The organism is Nocardioides sp. TRM66260-LWL (genome assembly GCF_020075545.1).
In the GTDB taxonomy this organism is placed as follows: domain Bacteria; phylum Actinomycetota; class Actinomycetes; order Propionibacteriales; family Nocardioidaceae; genus Nocardioides.
This window is the reverse complement of the sequence record NZ_JAIQZK010000001.1, coordinates 274,179-294,820: the sequence shown is the minus strand read 5'-3', so window position 1 is coordinate 294,820 and position 20,642 is coordinate 274,179. Positions and strand designations below refer to the sequence as shown.

Annotated in this window: 23 protein-coding genes; 7 read left to right on the top strand and 16 right to left on the bottom strand. The window is 75.8% G+C overall.

Translation table 11 applies throughout. The annotated features are described in order from the left end of the window. Positions 1-34 precede the first annotated feature (34 nt). The 9 genes from K8Z61_RS01465 to K8Z61_RS01425 all read right to left on the bottom strand — a co-directional run bounded on the left by K8Z61_RS01465 (position 35) and on the right by K8Z61_RS01425 (position 8,199). The gene (locus tag K8Z61_RS01465) at positions 35-235 is read right to left on the bottom strand and encodes a hypothetical protein (protein ID WP_224126291.1); all 201 of its coding nucleotides are present in this window, start codon (positions 233-235) and stop codon (positions 35-37) included. 120 nt (positions 236-355) lie between these two features. After that, the gene (gene mutM, locus K8Z61_RS01460; protein ID WP_224126290.1) at positions 356-1,222 is read right to left on the bottom strand and encodes a bifunctional DNA-formamidopyrimidine glycosylase/DNA-(apurinic or apyrimidinic site) lyase; all 867 of its coding nucleotides are present in this window, start codon (positions 1,220-1,222) and stop codon (positions 356-358) included. Positions 1,223-1,226: 4 nt separating this feature from the next. Further along, on the bottom strand, positions 1,227-1,955 hold the full coding sequence (gene rnc, locus K8Z61_RS01455) for a ribonuclease III (protein WP_374227907.1): 729 nt from the start codon (positions 1,953-1,955) through the stop codon (positions 1,227-1,229). Between the two features lie 16 nt (positions 1,956-1,971). Further along, positions 1,972-2,157, bottom strand: a complete 186-nt coding sequence (gene rpmF, locus K8Z61_RS01450; protein ID WP_224126289.1) for a 50S ribosomal protein L32 — start codon at positions 2,155-2,157, stop codon at positions 1,972-1,974. A 100-nt stretch (positions 2,158-2,257) separates the two neighbouring features. After that, positions 2,258-2,734 carry a DUF177 domain-containing protein gene (locus tag K8Z61_RS01445; RefSeq protein WP_224127564.1) on the bottom strand — a complete coding sequence of 159 codons (477 nt, stop codon included), beginning with the start codon at positions 2,732-2,734 and terminating at the stop codon, positions 2,258-2,260. Positions 2,735-2,894: 160 nt separating this feature from the next. After that, on the bottom strand, positions 2,895-3,377 hold the full coding sequence (coaD, locus tag K8Z61_RS01440) for a pantetheine-phosphate adenylyltransferase (RefSeq protein ID WP_224126288.1): 483 nt from the start codon (positions 3,375-3,377) through the stop codon (positions 2,895-2,897). 3 nt (positions 3,378-3,380) lie between these two features. After that, positions 3,381-3,998, bottom strand: a complete 618-nt coding sequence (gene rsmD / locus K8Z61_RS01435; RefSeq protein ID WP_224126287.1) for a 16S rRNA (guanine(966)-N(2))-methyltransferase RsmD — start codon at positions 3,996-3,998, stop codon at positions 3,381-3,383. Next, positions 3,995-6,262, bottom strand: a complete 2,268-nt coding sequence (locus K8Z61_RS01430; RefSeq protein WP_224126286.1) for an ATP-dependent DNA helicase RecG — start codon at positions 6,260-6,262, stop codon at positions 3,995-3,997. The genes rsmD and K8Z61_RS01430 overlap by 4 nt, the downstream gene beginning before the upstream one ends. After that, positions 6,259-8,199: a DAK2 domain-containing protein gene (locus tag K8Z61_RS01425; RefSeq protein WP_224126285.1), complete on the bottom strand. Its 1,941-nt coding sequence runs from the start codon at positions 8,197-8,199 to the stop codon at positions 6,259-6,261. Before K8Z61_RS01425 ends, K8Z61_RS01430 begins: the two co-directional genes overlap by 4 nt. A gap of 198 nt (positions 8,200-8,397) precedes the next feature. Here K8Z61_RS01425 and rpmB point away from each other — a divergent pair, with 198 nt between their 5' ends. Beyond that, positions 8,398-8,583 (top strand): 50S ribosomal protein L28, encoded by a 186-nt coding sequence (gene rpmB, locus K8Z61_RS01420; RefSeq protein WP_224126284.1) that lies wholly within the window; start codon positions 8,398-8,400, stop codon positions 8,581-8,583. Between the two features lie 91 nt (positions 8,584-8,674). Here rpmB and K8Z61_RS01415 read toward each other — a convergent pair whose 3' ends face one another. Then, on the bottom strand, positions 8,675-9,649 hold the full coding sequence (locus K8Z61_RS01415; RefSeq protein WP_224126283.1) for a thiamine-phosphate kinase: 975 nt from the start codon (positions 9,647-9,649) through the stop codon (positions 8,675-8,677). Between the two features lie 186 nt (positions 9,650-9,835). On the opposite strand from K8Z61_RS01415, the gene K8Z61_RS01410 reads away from it, so the two are divergent. Genes K8Z61_RS01410 through K8Z61_RS01400 form a run of 3 tightly spaced genes read left to right on the top strand, consistent with a single transcriptional unit; the run spans position 9,836 to position 11,629 of the window. Continuing rightward, entirely contained in the window at positions 9,836-10,072 is a 237-nt protein-coding gene (locus K8Z61_RS01410) for an Lrp/AsnC ligand binding domain-containing protein (RefSeq protein ID WP_224126282.1), read from the top strand. Positions 10,073-10,074: 2 nt separating this feature from the next. Continuing rightward, complete coding sequence (locus K8Z61_RS01405; protein ID WP_224126281.1) at positions 10,075-10,569, top strand: DUF3515 domain-containing protein; 495 nt, start codon at positions 10,075-10,077, stop codon at positions 10,567-10,569. A 43-nt stretch (positions 10,570-10,612) separates the two neighbouring features. Further along, complete coding sequence (locus K8Z61_RS01400) at positions 10,613-11,629, top strand: D-alanine--D-alanine ligase (RefSeq protein ID WP_224126280.1); 1,017 nt, start codon at positions 10,613-10,615, stop codon at positions 11,627-11,629. Between the two features lie 3 nt (positions 11,630-11,632). On the opposite strand, the gene K8Z61_RS01395 is transcribed toward K8Z61_RS01400, so the two are convergent. Further along, positions 11,633-12,688, bottom strand: a complete 1,056-nt coding sequence (locus K8Z61_RS01395; RefSeq protein WP_308116746.1) for a D-alanine--D-alanine ligase family protein — start codon at positions 12,686-12,688, stop codon at positions 11,633-11,635. An 86-nt stretch (positions 12,689-12,774) separates the two neighbouring features. Then, entirely contained in the window at positions 12,775-14,184 is a 1,410-nt protein-coding gene (gene murF, locus K8Z61_RS01390) for a UDP-N-acetylmuramoyl-tripeptide--D-alanyl-D-alanine ligase (RefSeq protein ID WP_224126279.1), read from the bottom strand. 52 nt (positions 14,185-14,236) lie between these two features. Between murF and K8Z61_RS01385 the strand changes: the two genes are divergently transcribed. Next, positions 14,237-15,328 (top strand): PLP-dependent aspartate aminotransferase family protein, encoded by a 1,092-nt coding sequence (locus K8Z61_RS01385; RefSeq protein ID WP_224126278.1) that lies wholly within the window; start codon positions 14,237-14,239, stop codon positions 15,326-15,328. Between the two features lie 12 nt (positions 15,329-15,340). Next, positions 15,341-16,021, top strand: coding sequence for a nucleoside/nucleotide kinase family protein (locus tag K8Z61_RS01380; protein WP_224126277.1), 681 nt, complete (start codon positions 15,341-15,343; stop codon positions 16,019-16,021). Between the two features lie 15 nt (positions 16,022-16,036). Here K8Z61_RS01380 and K8Z61_RS01375 read toward each other — a convergent pair whose 3' ends face one another. Both K8Z61_RS01375 and K8Z61_RS01370 read right to left on the bottom strand, forming a co-directional pair. Continuing rightward, positions 16,037-17,044: an NAD(P)H-dependent glycerol-3-phosphate dehydrogenase gene (locus tag K8Z61_RS01375; protein WP_224126276.1), complete on the bottom strand. Its 1,008-nt coding sequence runs from the start codon at positions 17,042-17,044 to the stop codon at positions 16,037-16,039. Continuing rightward, positions 17,041-17,835 (bottom strand): 1-acyl-sn-glycerol-3-phosphate acyltransferase, encoded by a 795-nt coding sequence (locus tag K8Z61_RS01370; protein ID WP_224126275.1) that lies wholly within the window; start codon positions 17,833-17,835, stop codon positions 17,041-17,043. The genes K8Z61_RS01375 and K8Z61_RS01370 overlap by 4 nt, the downstream gene beginning before the upstream one ends. Positions 17,836-17,930: 95 nt before the next feature. Here K8Z61_RS01370 and cofC point away from each other — a divergent pair, with 95 nt between their 5' ends. Beyond that, entirely contained in the window at positions 17,931-18,617 is a 687-nt protein-coding gene (gene cofC, locus K8Z61_RS01365) for a 2-phospho-L-lactate guanylyltransferase (RefSeq protein WP_224126274.1), read from the top strand. A gap of 148 nt (positions 18,618-18,765) precedes the next feature. Here cofC and K8Z61_RS01360 read toward each other — a convergent pair whose 3' ends face one another. Together K8Z61_RS01360 and K8Z61_RS01355 are read right to left on the bottom strand one after the other, a co-directional pair. After that, positions 18,766-19,491 carry an HU family DNA-binding protein gene (locus K8Z61_RS01360; protein WP_224126273.1) on the bottom strand — a complete coding sequence of 242 codons (726 nt, stop codon included), beginning with the start codon at positions 19,489-19,491 and terminating at the stop codon, positions 18,766-18,768. A 208-nt stretch (positions 19,492-19,699) separates the two neighbouring features. Next, positions 19,700-20,527 carry an alpha/beta fold hydrolase gene (locus K8Z61_RS01355; protein ID WP_224126272.1) on the bottom strand — a complete coding sequence of 276 codons (828 nt, stop codon included), beginning with the start codon at positions 20,525-20,527 and terminating at the stop codon, positions 19,700-19,702. Positions 20,528-20,642 lie beyond the last annotated feature (115 nt).

Genomic DNA, 20,642 nt, shown 5'->3' with positions numbered 1-20,642 from the left:
GCGCACGTCCCGACCGCCAGTCGGGACGAGGAGCTCAGGCGGGCTGCATCTCCTGCAGCGGGGTGGCGTCGAGCAGCTCGGCCGCGCGGGCGGCGACGAGGCGGTCGTTCTCCTCGGAGAGGCGGAGGACGAGGGACTCGAGCTCGCGGACGCGGGTGCGCAGCTTGGCGTTCTCGATCGCGAGACGAGGGTCCCGCAGGTCGCTGTTCAGGTGGCCGATCAGCGCCTTGGCCATGGGTGAGCCTTCCGGGTCGTGGGGGCGTGGCCACCTGTTCGGTGGCCGTCTGCAAGAGTCCCACCAGGTGTGAGCCAGGTCAATTCCGACGACGCCGCCGCGCCACTGCCCGACGCCCCGTCACCGGGGGCGGCGTGACGCCCGGGGCGGGGGCTGGCAGCTGGGGCAGAAGTGACTGGAGCGGTTCATGAACGAGGTCCGTCGGATCGGCGTCCCGCAGCGTCGGCACGGCCGGTCCTGCTGCCCGTAGGCGTCCAGCGAGCGGTCGAAGTAGCCCGACTCGCCGTTGACGTTGACGTAGAGCGCGTCGAAGGACGTGCCGCCCTGCGCGAGCGCGTCCTCCATGACCTCCCGCACGTGCACGAGCAGCTCGAGCACCTGGGCGCGGGTCAGGCGGTCGCCGCGGCGCTCGCCGTGGATCCGGGCACGCCAGAGGGCCTCGTCGGCGTAGATGTTGCCCACGCCGGAGACCACCGTCTGGTCGAGCAGCTGGCGCTTGATCGCCACCGACCGGCCGCGGATGCGGGCCGCGACGTCGAGCGCCGCGAACGCGGGGTCGAGCGGGTCGAGGGCGATGTGCGCGACCTCCGCGGGCAGCTCGGCCCCGCCGGGCGAGACGCTCAGGCCGCCGAACATCCGCTGGTCGACGAAGCGCAGCTCGCGTCCGTCGGCCGCGCCGTCGAGCCGCAGGCGCACGCGCAGGTGCCGCTCGGCCGCGGCGTCGGGCGGCTGGACGAGCAGCTGACCGCTCATGCCGAGGTGGGCCAGCAGCGCGGCGCCGTCGTCGAGCGGCAGCCAGAGGAACTTGCCGCGACGTCGGGCGCCGGTCAGCGTGCGCCCCACCAGCGCGGCGGCGAAGGCGGCCGGACCGCCGGGCTCGCGACGCACCGGACGCCCGTGCAGCACCTCGACCTCGCGGACGGTGGCGCCGACGACGTGGCGCTCGAGGCCGGCGCGGACGACCTCGACCTCGGGGAGCTCGGGCACCGGCTCAGGCGGGCTCGGCGGACTCGGGCGCGGCGGGCGTGCCGAGGGCGACGGCCGCGGCGATCTCGCCGTACGCGGTCTCGGCGGCGGCCTGCTCGGCCTCCTTCTTCGACCGGCCGGTGCCGTTGCCGTAGAGGCCCTCCCCCACGCGCACCTGGGCGGTGAAGGTCTTCTGGTGGTCGGGGCCGCTGTCGGCGATGACGTACTCGGGCACGCCGAGAGCGTGGGCGGCGGCGAGCTCCTGCAGCGAGGTCTTCCAGTCCAGCCCCGCGCCCATGGCCGAGGCGGCCTCGATGAGCGGGTCGAAGAGCCGGTGGACGACGGCGGCCGAGACCTCGAAGCCGCCGCTGAGGTGGATGGCGCCGATCACGGCCTCGACTGTGTCGGAGAGGATCGAGGCCTTCTCACGACCGCCGGTGGCCTCCTCGCCGCGGCCGAGCATGACGTGCTCGCCGAGACCGATCGCGCGGCCGACCTCGGCCAGCGCGCGAGCGTTGACGACGGCCGCCCGCAGCTTCGCCAGCCGGCCCTCGGAGAGGTCGGGGTGGGTGCGGTAGAGCGTCTCGGTGACGACCACGCCGAGCACGGAGTCGCCGAGGAACTCCAGCCGCTCGTTGGTCGGCAGCCCACCGTGCTCGTAGGCGTACGAGCGGTGGCAGAGCGCACGCGACAGCAGCTCGGGGTCCAGGATCGGATCCCCGAGCGCTGCGCGCAGGGCGTCGTACTGAGTCAGGGTGCTGCGGACCGGCTCAGAGGACCTGGCGACGGGCGGCGCGGGCGCCGTACTGGCCGCACTCGCCGCACGCGCGGTGCGGGAGGTGCTGGGCGCCGCAGGCGGGGTTCGCGCAGGTCACCAGAGTCGGGGCGCTGGCCTTCCACGCCGAGCGGCGGTGACGGGTGTTGCTGCGCGACATCTTCCGCTTCGGGACTGCCACTGTTCTCTCCTCTGCCGGGGCCGGCGGGTGCCGGCGTTCAGGTCTGCTGGTGGTTCGTGCGGGCGGTGCTGGACCGCCGGGTGGTGCGCGACGCGGTGCGTCAGGGCTGCTGCTCCTCCGCGAGGGCCTGCAGACCGGCCCAGCGGGGGTCGATCGGCGCCTCGTGGTCGTGCTGGGGATCGTCGGCCAGTCGGAACCCGCAGTCGGGGCACAGACCGGGACAGTCGTCCTGGCACAGGGGCTGGAACGGCAGTGCGAGCACCACGGCGTCCCGGAGCAGCGGCTCGAGGTCGAGCAGGTCGTCCTCGAGCGTGCTGACCTCGTCGTCCTCCTCGGAGACCTGGTGGTCGGGATAGACGTACAGCTCCTGGAGGTCGACCTCGACGTCGTCGTGGATCGGCTCCAGGCACCGCACGCACTCGCCCTCGAGCGCGGCTCGCGCCGTGCCCGTGACCAGGACGCCCTCCATGACCGCCTCGAGCCGCAGGTCGAGGTCGACCGGCGAGCCCTCGGGGACCCGGAGGACCTCGATGCCCAGATCGGCCGGCGCCGGGACGGATCGTGACACCTGACGCATGGACCCCGGGCGGCGGCCGAGCTCGCGGGTGTCGAGCACGAGCGGCGCTCTCGGGTCCAGGCTGGTCAGGGGATCACTTCCGGTCCGGTGCGACAGATCGTCGGGAAGCGTAACGCCCGGCGGGACGGGGCGGCAAAACGTCCCCCGCGCGAGGGACGCCTCACCCCGCCCGCTCGGCGAGCCGGGCGAGCAGCCGCTCGTGGACGAAGCCCGGCAGCAGCGCCGCGACGTCGCCGCCGAGGGCCGCGACCTCCTTGACCAGGCTGGAGGAGACGTAGGAGAGGCTCGGCGACGTCGGCAGCCACACCGTCTCGACCCCGGTGAGGTGGGCGTTCATCTGCGCCATCGCCAGCTCGTACTCGTAGTCGCCGCCGCTGCGCAGGCCCTTGACGATGGCGTCGACGCCGTGCGCGGTGCAGAAGTCGGTGAGCAGGCCGGTGAACCCCTCGACCCGGACGCTCGGCAGGTCGGCGGTGGCCTCGCGGAGCATGTCGAGCCGCTCCTCGGGCTCGAAGAGGCGCGACTTCGAGCGGTTGACGCCGACGGCGACGACGACCTCCTCGAAGACCTTGGTGGCGCGGGTGACCACGTCGAGGTGGCCCAGGGTGACGGGATCGAAGGATCCGGGGCAGACGGCGCGCACGGCTCAGGGCTCCTCGGGGGACGGGCCGGTGTCGCCGGCGGGGGTGTGGGCGAACCACAGGGCGGTCTCACCGTACGGGCGGCGCTCGACGTCGACGAGCCCGCCCGGCCAGCGCGGCTCCGGCGAGCGGGAGGACCGCTCCACGACGACCAGCGCGCTGGACGCCAGCCACCCCTGCTCCACCAGCAGCCGCAGGTCCGCGGCCAGGGCGTCCTCGCCCAGCGGGTAGGGCGGGTCGCTCAGCACGACGTCGTACGGCGCGCCGTCGACGCCGCGGGCGAGGAACGTCGCGACCGCGGCCGTGACCACGCGGGCCTCACCGTCGGCCCCGAGCTCCCGGGCGTTGGCGAGGACCACCGCGGCCGTGCGGCGGTCGGACTCGACCAGCGTCACGGTCCCCGCCCCCCGCGACCACGCCTCCAGCCCGAGCGCGCCGGAGCCGGCGTAGAGGTCGAGGACGCGCAGCCCGCGCAGGCCCTCCGCGGCGCTGGCCGCCCCCGACCAGGTCGAGACGGCCGCGAACAGCGCCTCCCGCACCCGGTCGGTGGTCGGCCGGGTCTCGCGGCCCTGGGGGGTGCGCAGCCGACGTCCGCCGGCGCGGCCGGCGATGACGCGGGTCACGCCTTCTCCATGAACTCGGCGGCGACCGAGGCCTCGAGGTCGCTCACCGCGGCGGCGAGCCGCGGGGTCGAGCGCAGGGCCTCGTCGGCGTCGAGCAGCGTCTCGGCGGCCTCGCGGGCCGCCACGATGGTGGCCTCGTCGCGCAGCACCCGCAGGTTCTGCAGGCTCGAGCGCCAGCCCGACTGCGAGCGTCCGAGCACGTCGCCCTCGCGGCGCATCTGGAGGTCGACGCGGCTGAGCTCGAAGCCGTCGGTGGTGGCCGCGACCGCCTCGAGCCGCTCGCGGGCGTCGCTGCCGGCGCGGGCGCGGGTGACCAGGAGGCAGAGCCCGGGCAGTCCGCCGCGCCCGACGCGGCCGCGCAGCTGGTGCAGCTGGGAGACGCCGAACCGGTCGGCGTCGAGGAGCACCATCGTGGTGGCGTTCGCGACGTCGACGCCGACCTCGATGACCGTCGTGGAGACCAGGACGTCGAGCTCGCCGGCACCGAAGGCGCGCATCGTCCGCTCCTTCTCCTCGGCGGGCAGGCGTCCGTGCAGCGCCGCGAGCCGGAGCCCCGCGAGCTGGTCGTAGGACAGCTCGGCGAGCACCTCCTCGACGGCGTGCAGCGGCGGCGCGGCGGCCTTCTCGGGACGCTTGGCGCGGGCGGTGGGCGGCTCCGGCTCGGGGCCGGCGTCGTCGAGGACGCCCTGCTCGGCGACGTCGCCGGTGATGCGCGGACAGACGACGTAGACCTGGTGGCCCTTCTCGACCTCCTCGCGCACGCGCTCCCACACCCGGCCGAACCAGTGCGGCGCGTCGGCCAGCGGCACCACCGTGGTCTGGATCGGCGCCCGGCCCGCGGGGAGCTCGCGCAGGGTGGAGACCTCGAGGTCGCCGAAGACGGTCATCGCCACGGTGCGCGGGATCGGCGTGGCCGTCATGACGAGGACGTGCGGCGGGGCGCCCCCGGACTTCTCGGTGAGCGCGGCGCGCTGCTCGACGCCGAAGCGGTGCTGCTCGTCGACGACCACCAGGCCGAGATCGGCGAACTGCACCTGCTGCTCGAGCAGCGCGTGCGTGCCGATCACGATGCCGGACTCCCCCGAGGCCAGGCGCGAGAGCGGCGCGGTGCGCTGGCCCTTGGTCATCGAGCCGGTGAGCAGCTCGACGCGGGTGGCCGCGGCCGGGGCGGTCAGCTGACCGGCCTCCGCGAGGTCGCCGAGCATCGCGGTGATCGAGCGGTGGTGCTGCTGGGCCAGCACCTCGGTGGGCGCCAGCAGGGCCGCCTGCCCGCCGGAGTCGACGACGTGCAGCATCGCGCGCAGCGCCACCAGCGTCTTGCCGGAGCCGACCTCCCCCTGCAGCAGCCGGTTCATCGGCCGCGGCTCGGCGAGGTCGGCCGCGATCCGCTCCCCCACCTCGCGCTGGCCCGCGGTGAGCTCGAACGGGAGCCGGGCGTCGAACGCCGCGAGCAGCGCGCCGTCCCCGCCGTCGCGGGCCTGGGCGCCGACCCGCGCGAGCTCGCGCCGGCGTCGTCCGAGCACCAGCTGGGTGACCAGGGCCTCCTCGAACCGGAACCGCCGCTGGCCACGGGTGACGTCGCCGTAGGTGCGGGGCAGGTGCACGAGGCGGAACGCCGTGACCAGGTCGGGCAGGTCGTGCCGCTCGCGCACCGCCGCCGGGATCGGGTCGTCGACGTCGTCGAGCACCGTCAGCGCGAAGGCGACGGCGCGCTGCAGCTCCCAGGTCTCGACGCCCTTGGTGAGCGGGTAGATCGGGTAGAGCTCGCCGAAGGAGCCGAGCGCGAGGTTCGCGGCGTCGCCGTCGCCGTCGCCGTCGCCGAAGAGGACGATCTGGGGGTTGGTGAGGGTCCACTCCTCGCGGAACCGGCCGACCGTGCCTTGGAACATGCCGCGTCGACCGACCGGCAGCCGCTTGCGGTGGTACTCGACGCCGCTGCCGTGCTTGGCGAAGAAGGTCATCCGCAGGCGGGGGCCGTCGGTGGCCACGTCGACCCCGACGCGCCAGCGGCGGCCGCCGGTGCGGCGGTCGGTGTAGGAGTGCGCCTCGATGCCCCGGATCTCGCCGATGACCGTGATCATCTCGCCCTCCTCGAGCGCGGCGACCTCGGTGAGCTCGCCGGTCTTGAGGTAGCGGCGGGGCAGGTGGTGCAGCAGGTCGCCGACGGTAGCCAGGCCCAGGCGCTCGACGATGGCGTCGCGCTTCTTCTGCGCCTTGCGGACGTCGCCGAGGACGGCGTCGACCGGGGAGTCCAGGCCGATCACTCGACCGACACCAGCAGCGGGTAGCGCTCCTGCCCGCCCGCGTAGACGACGACGTCGACGACCGGGAACTCGCGCTCCAGCCAGGCCGCGCAGCCCTCGGCGAGCGCGGCGTCGTCCGGACCGCCGCCGGAGACCAGGGTGACGAGCTCGCCGCCGCCGCCGAGGAGCCGCCGCAGCACCTCGCGGGCGACCTCGTCGACCTCGGCGCCGACGACGGCGAAGTCGCCGGCGACGATGCCCAGCGCGTCGCCGGCCTCGCACGGGCCGGCCATCGTCATGGCGGTGCGGGCCGCGCGGGTGACGCCGCCGTGGCGCACCTGCCGCGAGGTGGCCGTCATCTCCAGGACGTCGCGGTCGAAGGCGCGACCCGGCTCGTGGACGGCCAGCGCGGCCAGCCCCTGCACCTGGGCACGGGTCGGGATGACGGCGACCGTCAGCCCGAGGTCGTGGGTGGCGGTGCCCGCGGCCAGCTGGGCGACGCGCACGGAGTCGGGGTCGTTCGGCAGCACGACGACCTCGCGGGTGCCGCAGGCGCGGATCGCGGCGAGCACCTCACCCGTGGAGGGACGGCGGCCGGGGCCGGACTCGACGACGACCGCTCCGGCCTCCTCGAAGACCGCCCGCAGACCGGGGCCGGCCGCCACGGCGACCACCCGGCGTCCCTCCCGGGCCACGGACGGCGCCGTCTCTGCGGGCGCGCCGGACGCCGGGGGCGCCGGCACCGGCGCCGGCAGCGGACCCGTCGGGGCGTGCGCGCCGCCGCGGGCGACCAGGCCGCTGACCGAGCTGACCGCACGGCCGACGACGCGGCCGACGGCGGCGGGCACCGACGCCGGGCGCTCGGGACGCTCGGGACGCTCGGGACGCTCGGGACGCTCGGGACGCTCGGGACGCTCGGCGGGAGCCTCGCCCGGTGCCGCGTCGGCCGCCGCGGGGCCGGCGGCGACCTGGTCGGCGAAGTGGGTGACCCGGATGCGGTGCGGGCGCCCCGCCTCGATGCCCGCCTCGAGCGCCGCGCCGACGTCGTCGACGTGCACGTGCACGTTCCACAGCGACTCGTCGCCCACCACGACCAGGCTGTCGCCCAGCGCCCCGAGGGCCGCCTTGAGCGGGCCGATCCGCTCGGCCGGCGCGTCCAGCAGGTACATCACCTCGTAGGCGGGTCCGCCCGGGACGAGGTCGCCGGCGTCGCCGGTGGGCCGGTGCGGCACGGGGATCGTGTGCCGACCGAGGCGGGCGGGCTGCGGCACCGGACGGCGCCCGGTGAGGGCGGTCTCGGCGGCGTCGAGGATGACGCAGAAGCCCCGGCCCCCGGCGTCGACGACGCCCGCGAGCCGCAGCGCCTCGAGCTGCTCGGGCGTGCGGGCCAGCGCGGCCCGCGCGGCGGCGGCCGCGGCGGTGAAGACGTCGCCGCCGCGGGCGCCCGGCGCGGCGGCCGCCTCCAGCCCAGCCGCGGCGGCGGCCCGGGCGACGGTGAGCATCGTGCCCTCGACGGGCGTCCCGACGGCGGCGTCGGCGGCGCGGCTCGCGTGGTCGAGGGACTCCGCGAGCACCTGCGCGTTGCGCTCCTGCGCGGTGGCGCGGGCCAGCCGTCGGCAGACCGCGCGCAGCATCTCGCTGACGATCACGCCGGAGTTGCCCCGGGCGCCGAGGAGCGCGCCCCGGGCGAGGGCCTCCAGCAGGGCGTCGAGGTGCTCGGGGTGCGACTCGGCAACGCCGCGGTAGCGCAGCTCGTGGCGGGCCTGGCGCAGCGCGTCGCGGGCGGCGATCACCGTGAGGTACATGTTGGTGCCGGTGTCGCCGTCGGGCACCGGGTAGACGTTGAGGGCGTCGACCTCCTCGCGGGCCTCCGCGAGCGCGTCGGCGGCGAGGTCGACGAAGCTGCCGACCACGTGCGCCTGCACCCCGCCGCGCGGCTCGACGTCGCCCGTGGTCACGCCCGCACCTCCTGCACCGCACCTGCGCGGAGCCCGGCTCGACCCCGCCCGCGCGAGACTAGGCCATCGACGACGATTCGCCCCGGCCCCGGCGCTTCGGATAGCCTCATCCGGTTGCCCGCCACCTCCGGGCCCCGGCCCGCGAGCCGGAGGCGGGCGCGACTCGACCTCATTTTCCCGATCACTCAGGAGTACACGGTGGCTGCCGTCTGCGACATCTGCGCCAAGAAGCCGGGCTTCGGCAACAACCGCCCCTGGTCGCGCAAGATCACGAAGCGTCGCTTCAACCCCAACATCCAGCGCGTGCGGGCCACCGTCAACGGCACCCCGAAGCGCATGAACGTCTGCACCGGCTGCATCAAGGCCGGCAAGGTCAGCCGCTGACCTCGCAGTCCTGACGTCCGGACGGGCCGTCTCCCCTCGGGGAGGCGGCCCGTCCGTCGTCTCCGGCGCGGGAGCCCTCCCGGGGTCGGGCTCAGAAGTGGGTCCACCCGCCCGGACCCTCGGGCACGAGCCCGTCGACCGTGACCCGCGGCCCGTCCTCGCCGACCCCGCCGACCGTGCCGATCGAGCGCCAGCCCTCCGGCAGCGCGACGTCGGGCGGGAAGGTGGCGAGCAGCGCGTGGTCGTCGCCGCCGGTGAGCACGAACGACAGCGGCTCCAGGCCGAGGGCCGCGCCGACGGCGTGCAGCGGCTCGTCGACGACGAGCGCCGACGTCCGGACGTCGATCGTCACGCCGGAGGCCGAGGCCAGGTGGGCGGCCTCGGCGAGCAGCCCGTCGGAGACGTCGATCATGGCGGTCGCGCCGGCGTCGGCGGCCTGCGGTCCGGCGGCGTACGGCGGCTCGGGCCGCCGGTAGGCCTCGACCACGGCCCGCGGCGAGCGGAACCCGCGGCCGAGCACGGCAAGTCCGGCAGCGGCCCAGCCCTGCCGGCCGCACAGCGCCAGCACGTCGCCCGCGCGAGCGCCCGAGCGGACGACCGGCGCCACGGTGCACGCGCCCAGCACGGTGACCGCCAGCACGACCTCCTCGGCCCGGGTGACGTCGCCCCCGACGACGCTGGCGCCGACGGAGGCGCACTCCTCGGCGAACCCGCGTACGAGGTCGAGCACCCAGCCGGCCGGCAGGTCGGCGGGCGCGGCGAGGCCCAGGGTCAGGCTGTGCGGGCGCCCGCCCATCGCGGCGATGTCGGCGAGGTTCTGCGCGGCGGCCCGGCGACCGATGTCGGAGGCCTCGGCCCAGTCGCGTCGGAAGTGCCGGCCCTCGACCATGAGGTCGGTGGAGACGACCGCGTGCCCCTGGCGCAGGCGCAGCAGGGCGGCGTCGTCGCCGGGGCCGATCAACACGTGCTCGCCCTGCGGCAGCAGCGCGGTGAGGGCGTCGATCAGGCCGAACTCGCCGACCTCGGCGAGGGTCGCGTCGCGCGGCACGGGCGGGGGCACGGGCATGGCGCCATCCCACCATGCCGCCACCAGGCCACCCCACCCGTCCGGCGCGGGGCGCTGAGTTCCGCGTGCGGCGAGGCCCGCGCTAGGTTGAGCGCCGGGCGGCTCGGGCCGTCCTCTGCGCACCGGCGCCGCCGGCTCGGCGCACCACCGCTCCACGGCGCAGCCCAGGCAGACAAGGGAGTCCGCATGACCGTCCAGGCCTACATCCTGATCCAGACCGACGTCGGCAAGGCCGCCGAGGTGGCCGCCGCGATCGCGCAGATCCAGGGCGTCACCCTCGCCGAGGACGTCACCGGCCCCTACGACGTCATCGTGCGCGCCGAGGCCAGCGACGTCGACGAGCTCGGCCGGCTGGTGGTGGCCAAGGTGCAGACCCTCGACGGCATCACCCGCACCCTGACCTGCCCGGTCGTCCACATCTGAGCATGCGCCCCCGCAGGCGCGCCGCAGCGCTGGCCGCCGTCACGGCGCTGCTCCTGGCGCCGGCGCTGGCCGGCTGCGGGGCCGACGCGATCGACGTCGACGTCCCCCGGCTCGACGACGCCGACGCGGCGGCCTGCCGGGCCCTGCTCGACGCCCTGCCGGAGCGGCTGGCCGACCTCGACCGGCGTGACGTCTCGCCCTCCGACGCCCCCGCGCGGGCGTGGGGCGACGGCCTGGTGCTCACCTGCGGCGCCCCGCAGCCCGACGACTTCACCTCGGTGTCGGGGTGCGAGGAGATCCGCGGCGTCGGCTGGTACGTGCCTCCGGGCGAGTACGCCGACTCCAGCCAGGACCTCACCGCGACCGCCGTGGGCTTCCGGCCGCGGGTCAGCCTGCGGGTGCCCGCCGCGTACCGGGGCGACGTCAGCCTGCTGGCGCTCTCCGACCTCGCCGACCCCGTGCGCGCGCGCCTGCGGCTGGTGCAGCCCTGCCGCTGAGCCCTCGCCGGGACGCGCGCCCCGCGTGTGGGACGCTGGCCCCATGAGCTCCGCGAGCCCGCACGCCGCCCCCGAGACCCCCGCGACCGAGGCGTCGGCCCCCCGGCCCGCCCCCGAGCTGCGCGGCCCCGTCGCCGTCATCGCCGGCGGCCTCAGCCACGAGCGCGACGTCTCGCTGGCCTCGGGTCGCAACCTCGTGCGCGAGCTGCGCGCGGCGGGCGTCGAGGCGCAGGCCTACGACTTCGACCGGGCGCTGATGGCCGCGCTCGAGCGCGACAAGGTGGTCGCCGCCGTGCCCGCCCTGCACGGCCAGTTCGGCGAGGACGGCGAGATCCAGACGCTGCTGGAGCTGATCGGCCTCCCCTACGTCGGCTCCTCGAGCAACGCCTGCCGGGTCGCGTGGGACAAGGGCACCGCCCGCGAGCTGCTGCGCCGCGCCGGCATCCCGGTGCCCGAGAGCGTCGGGCTGTCGGCCCAGACCTTCCGCGACGTCGGGGCTGCCGCGCTGATGGAGCACGTGATGGGCCAGCTCGGCGAGCGGGTCGTCGTCAAGCCCACCCGCTGCGGCTCCGCGCTCGGCGTCACCGGCGTCGACGGCCTCTCGGCGCTGCCCTCCGCGCTCGTCGGGTGCTACGCCTACGGCGAGGACGCCCTGATCGAGCGCTTCCACGACGGCGTCGACGTGTCGGTGGTGGTGGTCGAGGACGCCGACGGGCCGCGCGCCCTGACGCCGGTGGAGGTGGCCTACGAGAAGGGCCACGAGTTCGACTTCTCCGCCCGCTACACCGCCGAGTTCGTCTCGCTGGACCGCCCGGCGCTGCCCGAGACGCTGATCGAGCAGCTCGGCCGCGCCGCCTGCGACGCCCACCGCGTGCTCGGCCTGGCCGACGTCTCGCGCTCGGACTTCATCGTCGACGCCGACGGCGGCTACGTGCTGCTCGAGACCGCGATCACCCCGGGCACCACCGAGACCTCGGTGATGCCGTTCGCCTGCACCCTCTCGGGCACCACGCTCGGCGCGGTCACCCGCGACCTCGTGCTGCGCGTGCTCGCGCGCTGAGCCTCAGCGCAGACCGGTCGGACGCTCGAGGGCGAGCGCGATGAGCTCGTCGACCAGCGCGGAGTAGGGCAGGCCGCTGGCCTCCCACATCTTCGAGTACATCGAGATGGGCGTGAACCCGGGCATCGTGTTGATCTCGTTGATCGTCACCTCGCCGGCCTCGGTGACGAACACGTCGACCCGCGAGAGCCCCTCGGCGCCGACCGCGTCGAAGGCGGCCACCGCCACGGCCCGGACCCGCTCGGCGACCTCCGGCGGGAGGTCGGCGGGCGCCTCGGTGCGAGCGCCGTCGGCGGAGACGTACTTGGCCTCGAAGTCGTAGAAGTCGGCCGCGGCGTGGTCGACGACGATCTCGCCCGGCACCGACGCGCGGGGCTCGGCGCCGTCGCGTCCACCGAGCACGGCGCACTCGATCTCGCGGCCCTCGAGACCCTGCTCGACCAGGACCTTGGGGTCGTGGAACCGGGCGGCCTCGATCGCCTCGGCCAGGCCTCCGGGGGTGTCGACGCGGGTGACGCCCAGGGACGAGCCGGCCCGCGCGGGCTTCACGAAGACGGGGAACCGCAGCTCGCGCTCGACCCGCGCCAGCGCCTCGTCGCGCCGGTGCGTCCAGTCGCGCGGGGTGACGGTGACCCAGGGTCCGACGGGCAGTCCGTGACCGGCGAAGACCACCTTCATGAAGTGCTTGTCCATGCCGACCGCCGAGGCCAGCACGCCCGCGCCGACGTACGGCACGTCGGCCAGCTCGAGCAGGCCCTGGATGGTGCCGTCCTCGCCGAACGGGCCGTGCAGCAGCGGGAACACGACGTCGACGCCGCCCAGGTCGGCGAGCGTCACGATCGCGGTGCCGGCGTCGTCGGTGACCTCGGGCAGGTGGCCGGCGCGCAGCCGCCACGGCTCGGCGTCGTCGGCGGCGAGCACCCAGCGGCCCTGGCGGGTGATGCCCACCGGCAGCACCTCGTAGCGGTCGCGGTCGAGCGCCTGCATGACGCCCGCGGCGGTGGCCGCCGAGATCGAGTGCTCGCCGGAGCGGCCGCCGAAGAGCAGCGCCACCCGCACCTTGCGACCGTCCCCGCCCGGCAGGGACGCGGCGGGCTCGGGGACGGGCGCGGTGGACGGCGTGGTGTCGGGCACGGGCCGGGACGCTACCGAAGCGCCGCGGCGACCTCGAACAGGCGCGCCCCGTTCGAGGCCTTGAACAGCACGGCGTCGCCTGGGCCGACGTGCTCGCGCAGCCAGGCGGTGGCCGCGGCGGCGTCGGCCACCCAGACGTCGTCGGCCCGGGACCCGGCGCCGACGAGGATGTCGCGCGCGGCCTCGCCCACGACCAGCAGGCGGTCGACGCCGCGCTCGACGGCGTACGCGCCGACGCCGGCGTGCTCGGCCGGGGCGACGTCGCCGAGCTCGCGCATCTCCCCCAGCACCGCGAGGGTGCGGCTGGTGGCGGGGTCCTGGCCGATCACGCCGAGCGCGTCGAGCGCGGCCCGCATGGAGTCGGGGTTGGCGTTGTAGGCGTCGTTGAGCAGCACGACGCCGTCCGCGCGCTCGTGCAGCTCCATGCGCCAGCGCGAGAGCGACGCGACGCCGCCGAGCGAGGCGCCGATGCGCTCCAGCGGCACGCCGAGGGCGAGCGCCGCCGTCGCCGCGGCGGCCGCGTTGGCGGCCTGGTGCGCGCCGATGAGGTGCAGGGTCACGCGCGCGCGCTCGTCGTCGCTGACGAGGTCGAAGGTCGGGCGGCCGAGCCGGTCGAGCTCGAGCGCCTCCACGCGCACGTCGCCGGGCCCGCCGGGGCGTCCGGAGGGGCTGAACCGCCGGACGCGGGCGCGGGTGCGGGCGGCCATGGCGGCGACCCGCTCGTCGTCGACGTTGAGCACCGCGACGCCGTCGGGGGCGAGGCACTCGACGAGCTCGCCCTTGGCCTGCGCGATCGCCTCGCGGGAGCCGAACTCGCTCAGGTGGGCCTGGCCGACGCACAGCACCATCCCGACGTCGGGGGTGACGAGCCGGGTCAGCTCGGCGATGTGCCCGATGCCGCGGGCGCCCATCTCGAGCACGAGGAAGCGGGTGCCGGCGTCCGCGCGCAGCGCGGTGAGGGGCATGCCGAGCTCGTTGTTGTACGAGCCGAGCGTGGCCACCGTCGGCGCGGCGTCGGCCAGCACCGCCGCGAGGAGGTCCTTGGTGGAGGTCTTGCCCTGCGAGCCGGTGATGCCGACGATGCGCAGCCCGCCCTCGGCCCGCAGCCGCGCGACGACGTGGGAGGCCAGCCGCTGGAGGGCGTCGCGGGCGTCGTCGACGACGATCGTGGGCAGGGCGGTGGGCCGGCTGCCGAGCACGGCGACCGCGCCCTGCGCGCCGGCCTGGGGAGCGTGGTCGTGGCCGTCGGAGCGCTCGCCGGCGAACGCGACGAACAGCGAGCCCGGGGCCGCCTCGCGGCCGTCGATGACCACGGGACCGTCGACGACGATCCGCTCGGCGGCCGTCGGCTCGAGCCCGTCCGGCAGCGCGAGGCGGCCGTCGAGCAGCGCGACGAGCTCCGGGAGCGCGATCGGGATCATCGGAGGGCCTGCGGCGTCGGGCGGTTCACGGCGCAGAATCTAGTGTGTCGCCATGGCCGAACGCTGGAACCCCGACCGCTGGCAGCCCGCGACGATCGCCGTGCACGCCGGGCGTCCGCCGCACGAGGCCGATCAGCCGCTGAACACGCCGATGACGCCCGCCTCGACCTTCGTCGGCGGCGGCGACCGCGAGTACGGACGCTGGGGCAACCCCACCTGGCAGGCGTTCGAGGAGGCCCTCGGCGCCCTCGAGGGCGGCCGGGCGCTGGCCTTCGCCTCCGGGCTGGCGGCCGTGGCCACGGTGCTCGACCTCGTCGGGCAGGACGGCGTCGTCGTGGCGCCGCAGCACGCCTACAACGGCACGATCGTGCAGCTCGGCGATCTCGAGGCGCGCGGCCGCGTGCGCACCCGGCTGGTCGACGTCACCGACCCCGGCGCGATCGCCGCGGCCTGCGACGACGACGTCGCGCTGGTGTGGCTGGAGTCCCCCACCAACCCGGCGCTGGAGGTGATCGACCTGCCCGCGGCGATCGCCGCGGCGCATGCGGCCGGTGCCTCGGTGGTCGTCGACAACACCTTCGCCACGCCGCTCCTGCAGCGCCCGCTCGAGCACGGCGCCGACATCGTCGTGCACTCGGCGACGAAGTACCTCGCGGGCCACAGCGACGTGCTCATGGGCGCCGTGGTGGTGCGCGACGACGCGCTGCACGACGTCGTCAAGGGCCGTCGCGACCTGCTGGGCGCGGTGCCCGGCGTCCTGGAGGCCTACCTGGCCACCCGCGGCCTGCGCACGCTGCCGCTGCGGCTGGAGCGCGCCCAGGCGACCGCCGCGCTGCTGGCCGAGCGGCTGCGCGCGCACCCCGCCGTCTCGGAGGTGCGGTACCCGGGCTTCGGCGGGATCGTCTCGCTGGTGCTCGCCGGCGGACCGCTGGCCGCCGACCTGCTGACCCGCTCGACCGAGCTGTGGGTCTTCACCACCAGCCTCGGCGGCGTGGAGTCGACCTTCGAGCGGCGCCGGCGCTGGAAGTCCGAGCCGGCGGGCATCCCCGACGCCCTGGTGCGGCTCTCCGTCGGCATCGAGGACCCCGAGGACCTCTGGACCGACCTGCGCGGCGCGCTCGACGCGCTGCCGACGCCGGACTGAGGGGCACCCGTCGTGGCGGTCGCGGTGGACGACCTGCTCGCCGACGCGCTCGCGCTGGTCGGGGGGCTCGACGGATCCGCGGACGGATCGTCGGGCGAGGTGCTCGGCCGACGCCGGGTGCTGCTCGGCCTCAGCGGCGCCCCCGGGGCCGGGAAGTCGACGCTCGTCGACGCCCTCCTCGCGGGCGCGGCGGCCGCCGGGATCGGCGCGGCGCACGTGCCGATGGACGGCTTCCACCTCGCCGACGCGCAGCTGCGCCGCCTCGGTCGCCTGGGGCGCAAGGGCGCGCCGGACACCTTCGACGTCGACGGCTACGTCGCGCTGCTGCGTCGCTGCCGCGACGAGCCGGACCTCGACGTCTACGCCCCGGGGTTCGAGCGCGACCTCGAGCAGCCGATCGCCGCGGCGCTCGTCGTGCCGGCCGGCGTCCGGCTGGTGCTGACGGAGGGCAACCACCTGCTCCTCGACGACCGTCCCGGGGCGCGGTGGTCGCAGGTGCGGCCGCTGCTCGACGCCGTGTGGCACCTCGAGCTCGACGACGCCGTGCGCCGCGAGCGGCTCGTCGCGCGGCACATCGCCTCCGGCAAGGCGCCGGACGCGGCGCGCGCGTGGGTGGCCGACGTCGACGAGCCCACCGCGCGGCTGGTCCGGGATGCTGCGCCGCGCGCCGACCGGCGGATCACCCTCGGCTGAGCCGGCCGGACGAGGTCAGTCGGTCTCGGCCTTCGTGCTGCGGGCGAGGATCTCGTCCATCATCTGCGTGGCGGTGAGCCGTCCGCCGACGACGTCGTCGACGTACTGCGCGACGGGGGCGTCGACGCCGGACTGCTCGGCCAGCGCTCGCAGCGAGGAGCACGACTTGGCGCCCTCGGCGACCTGACGGGTCGAGGCGTAGATCTCCTCGGTGGTCTGGCCGCGTCCGAGCCGCTCGCCGAACGAGCGGTTGCGCGAGAGCGGGGAGGAGCAGGTGGCGACGAGGTCGCCGAGGCCGGCCAGGCCCATGAGGGTCAGCGGGTTGGCGCCCAGGCGCATCGCCAGCCGCGCAGTCTCGGCCAGGCCGCGGGTGATGACCGAGGCGGTCGTGTTGTCGCCGAAGCCCAGGCCCACCGCCATGCCGACCGCGAGGCCGACGACGTTCTTGTAGGCGCCGCCGAGCTCGCAGCCCAGCACGTCGACGCTGGTGTAGGGGCGGAAGGACGGCGAGTGGACGCGGGCCTGGAGCGCGCGCGCCACCGACTCGTCCTCGCAGGCGACGACGGACGCCGCCGGCTCGCGGCGGGCGATCTCGGGCGAGAGGTTGGGCCCGCTGACCACGGCGATGCGCTCGGGTCCGGCTCCGGTGGCCTGGTGGATGACCTCGCTCATGCGGTTGAGGGTGCCGAGCTCGACGCCCTTCATCAGCGACACCAGCACGGCGTCGCCGGCGATGTGCGGCGCCCACTCGGTGAGGTTGGCGCGCAGCGTCTGCGACGGCGTGGCCAGCACCACGACGTCCGCGCCGTGCAGCGCCCGCTCGACGTCGTCGGTGGCGTCGATCGCGTCGGGCAGCCGGATGCCCGGCTGGTAGTCGGGGTTCTCGTGGTCGCGGGTGATCGCCTCGGCGACCTCGGGACGCCGCGCCCACATCGTCACGTCGTTGCCGGCGTCGGCCAGCACGATCGAGAAGGCGGTGCCCCACGCGCCCGCGCCGCAGACCGCGACCTTGCCCCGCCTCACGACGCCTCCTCCCGGGCCTGCGGCCCGCGCTTGGGGTTGCCGAACGCCCGCTGGCCGGCGGCCCGCGGGTCGAACAGGGTGGCCGGCGGGACCTCGTCGCGGATCTCGGCGACCAGCCCGACGATCGCCCGCATGATCCGCTCGGTGGCCTCGACGACGATCTCGGCGTCGGGCTCGGCGCCCGGCGCCACGCGGGCGCGGAGGTCGTCGAGGTCGACCGGCTCGCCGACGAGCATGGTGACGCGCTTGCGCGGCGGCAGCAGGTGCGGACGGCCGGAGTACGGGGCCAGCAGCGCCTGGGCGCCCCACTGGCCGACGGGCACGACGGGGCAGCCGGTGCGCAGCGCGATGCGGGCCGCGCCCGACTTGCCGCGCATCGGCCAGCCGTCGGGGTCGCGGGTGATCGTCCCCTCGGGGTAGACCACGACGCACTCGCCCGCGCGCACGGCCTCGACGGCGGCGTCGAAGGCCCCCGCGGCGGCGGCGGACTCGCGCTCGACCGGGATCTGGCCGGCGGCGCGCATGAACGGGCCGATCACCGGCGTGGTGAACAGGCCCGACTTGGCCAGGTAGCGCGGGAGGCGACCGCGGTCGTAGACCAGGTGGGCCGCGGTGAGCGGGTCGACGTGCGAGTTGTGGTTGAGGGCGACGACGCAGCCGCCCTCGGCGGGGATGCGCAGGCCCTCGCGCCAGTCGCGCGACACCGTGGCCCACAGGAGCGGCTTGATGATCGGCACGGCCACGGAGAACCCCAGCCCTCGGGGCCCCTGCAGTCGTCGCACCACGCTCACGGCGGCAGGCTACCCGCCCGCCAGCCTCCCGCCGGGCGTCGGACGCCTCGGCGGGGCGGAGGGCGACGACGGCGGCCGCCTGGGAGGATGCCGCGGTGTCCTCCACCGAGCCCGAGTCGTCCGCCCTCCCGGCGCTCGCGTCGGGCTGGGTGGTCCTCGTGCCCGTCAAGCCGCCGGAGCACGCGAAGTCGCGGCTCGTGGGCGTGCTCGACGCCGACCGCACCGCGCTCGCCGAGGCGTTCGCGCTCGACACCGTCGCCGCCGCCGTGGCCGCGCGGGAGGTGCGGGCTGTGCTCGTCGTCACCGACGACGCCCGGCTGGCCGCCCGCGTCCGCGACCTAGGGGCCGACGCCGTGCCCGACGGCTCGACGCACGGCCTCAACGACACCCTGCGTCAGGCGGCGGCGGAGGCCCGCCGGCGTCACCCCGATGCCCTGCTCGCCGCCCTGTGCGGCGACCTCCCCGCCCTGCGGTCCGCCGACCTCGACCTCGCGCTCGGGCGGCTGGCCGCGCTGCTGGCTGCCGCGCCGGCCGCGATCGTGCCGGACGCGGACGGCACGGGCACCTGCCTCTACGCGGCGGCCGCCGCGACGTTCGCCCCCCGGTTCGGCGGGGCCTCGCGGGCGGCGCATGCCGACATCGGCGCGGTCGAGCCCGACCTGGCCGGGCTCGACGCGCTGCGCCGCGACGTCGACGACCTGCTCGCGCTGCGCGCCGCACTGGCCCATGGCGTCGGGCCCGCCACCCGCGCCGTCGCCGCCCGGCTGGGGCTCGTGGGGTGAGGGGTTCGAGTCACTCGGGTCACTCGGGTCACAGAAGTGGTGCGGTTTCCCCGGGCGCCCGGGGAAACCAGTCGCGGGCAGGTGAAGTTTCGCCTGCCCGCGACTGGTTTTGCCTGCCCTGATCAGCTGCCGGTGCCGGCCGGCCTCGTCAGGCGTCCGTCGAGGGCGCCTTCTTCGCCGGGGCCTTCTTCGCCGCCGAGCCCTTCTTCGCCGCGGTCTTCGTCGCCGCGATCTTCTTCGTCGCCGGGGCCTTCTTCGCCGCCGCAGACGCCTTCTTCGCGGGGGCCTTCTTCGCGGGGGCCTTCGCCGTCGCGGTCGTCTTCGTGGCGGTCGACGCCTTCTTCACCGGGGCCTTCTTCACCGGGGCCTTCTTCACCGGGGCCTTCTTCACCGGGGCCTTCTTCACCGGGGCCGGCGCCGCGGCCTTCGCAGGTGCGTCGGCGGCAGCGCCGCCGGACGTCTCCGCCCGGCCGCCGGGGACGGCCTTCTTGACCGCGTCGGCGGCCTTCGCGGGAGCGGCGGCGGCCTTGCGGACCGACGAGCCGACGGTGGCCGACGCCGCGGTGACGGCGGCCTTGGGCAGGGCGGGCAGCTTCTTCGCGCCGGAGACGACGTTCTTCAGGTCGGCGCCGGGGGTGAACTTCGGCACCGAGGTCCGCTTGGCCTGGATCTGCTCGCCGGTCTGCGGATTGCGGACCAGGCGGGCCTCGCGCACGCGCTTCTCGAAGGAGCCGAAGCCAGTGATCGCGACCTTCTCGCCCTTGGCGACCTCGCGGGTGATGGTGTCGAGCACCGCCTCCAGCGCGTGGGCCGCGGCCTTCCTGTTGCCCTCGAACCGCTCGGCGAGCGCCTCGACCAGCTGTGACTTGTTCACGTCGTTCCCTTCCCTGCACACCGGGGATCACCCTCCTGCGTGACGCCCGGGAGCGAGCGGAGGCGGATCGGCGCCGGACACCGGGCCCGGGCTGCCTCGCACGCTAGGCACTGCGGGCCGGGCCCACAACGACCACGCCGCCGGGACGCGGACAAATGTCGCGCGACCCGACGGCGTGGCAGGACGGCTCGGCAGGAACCGACGGGGCTCAGCGCTGCAGGAAGTCCAGCAGCGCGGCGTTGAACTCCGACGCGTGGCTGACGTTGAAGCCGTGCGGGGCCCCGGCCACGATCACCTTCTCGGCGCCCTCGACGGCCTCGGCGGTGCGCTCGCCCGAGACCGCGGCCGGCACGGTCGCATCGCCGTCGCCGTGCAGCACCAGGGTCGGCACGTCGATCGCCGCCAGGTCGGCGCGGAAGTCGGTGAGGGCGAAGGCGCGGATGCACCCGGCGAGCGCGGCGGGGACGGCGGGCTTCTCCAGCTCGAGCGCCTGCTGGCGCTGCTCCTCGCTGACCTTGATCTCGCCGTCGACGGAGAAGAAGTCGGTGGTGAAGCCGTCGAGGAATCCCTCGCGGTCGTCGGTGACGCCCTGCACCATGCCCTCGACGTCCTCGGCGGAGAGGCCGCCGTCGGGGTTGTCGTCGCTCTTGAGCAGGTACGGCGGGACGGCCGCGGCGAACACCGCGGAGCGGATCCGCCCGGACTCGCGCAGCGCCGGCGTGCCGAGGTAGCGGGCGACCTCGCCGCCGCCCATCGAGAAGCCGACGAGGGTCACGTCGCGCAGGTCGAGCTCCTCGAGCAGGCCCGCGAGGTCGGCGGCGAGGGTGTCGTAGTCGTAGCCGGTGTCGGGCTTGTCGGACTCGCCGAAGCCGCGACGGTCGTAGGCGATGGCGCGGAAGCCGGCGTCGACGAGGGCGGGGACCTGCTCCGACCACGAGGCGCCGGAGAGCGGCCAGCCGTGGATCAGCACGACCGGACGGCCCTCCCCGCTGTCGGTGTAGGCGAGGGTGATGCCGTTGCTCTGGACGGTGGGCACGGTGGCTCCTTCGGGAACGGGAACGGGGACGGACGCGAGCGCGTCCGTCCCCGTCCTGCCCCGGGGGCCGCCGCGCATGCGCGGCCCACCCCGAGGTGCGTGCTCGAGCCGCGGG

Excerpts from the sequence above, each read along its gene's own strand:
- K8Z61_RS01465 (WP_224126291.1), bottom strand. The coding sequence starts at position 235 with ATGGCCAAGGCGCTGATCGGCCACCTGAACAGCGACCTGCGGGACCCT.
- K8Z61_RS01445 (WP_224127564.1), bottom strand. The coding sequence starts at position 2,734 with ATGCGTCAGGTGTCACGATCCGTCCCGGCGCCGGCCGATCTGGGCATC.
- K8Z61_RS01415 (WP_224126283.1), bottom strand. The coding sequence starts at position 9,649 with ATGCCCGTGCCCCCGCCCGTGCCGCGCGACGCGACCCTCGCCGAGGTC.
- K8Z61_RS01410 (WP_224126282.1), top strand. The coding sequence starts at position 9,836 with ATGACCGTCCAGGCCTACATCCTGATCCAGACCGACGTCGGCAAGGCC.
- K8Z61_RS01405 (WP_224126281.1), top strand. The coding sequence starts at position 10,075 with ATGCGCCCCCGCAGGCGCGCCGCAGCGCTGGCCGCCGTCACGGCGCTG.
- K8Z61_RS01400 (WP_224126280.1), top strand. The coding sequence starts at position 10,613 with ATGAGCTCCGCGAGCCCGCACGCCGCCCCCGAGACCCCCGCGACCGAG.
- murF (WP_224126279.1), bottom strand. The coding sequence starts at position 14,184 with ATGATCCCGATCGCGCTCCCGGAGCTCGTCGCGCTGCTCGACGGCCGC.
- K8Z61_RS01385 (WP_224126278.1), top strand. The coding sequence starts at position 14,237 with ATGGCCGAACGCTGGAACCCCGACCGCTGGCAGCCCGCGACGATCGCC.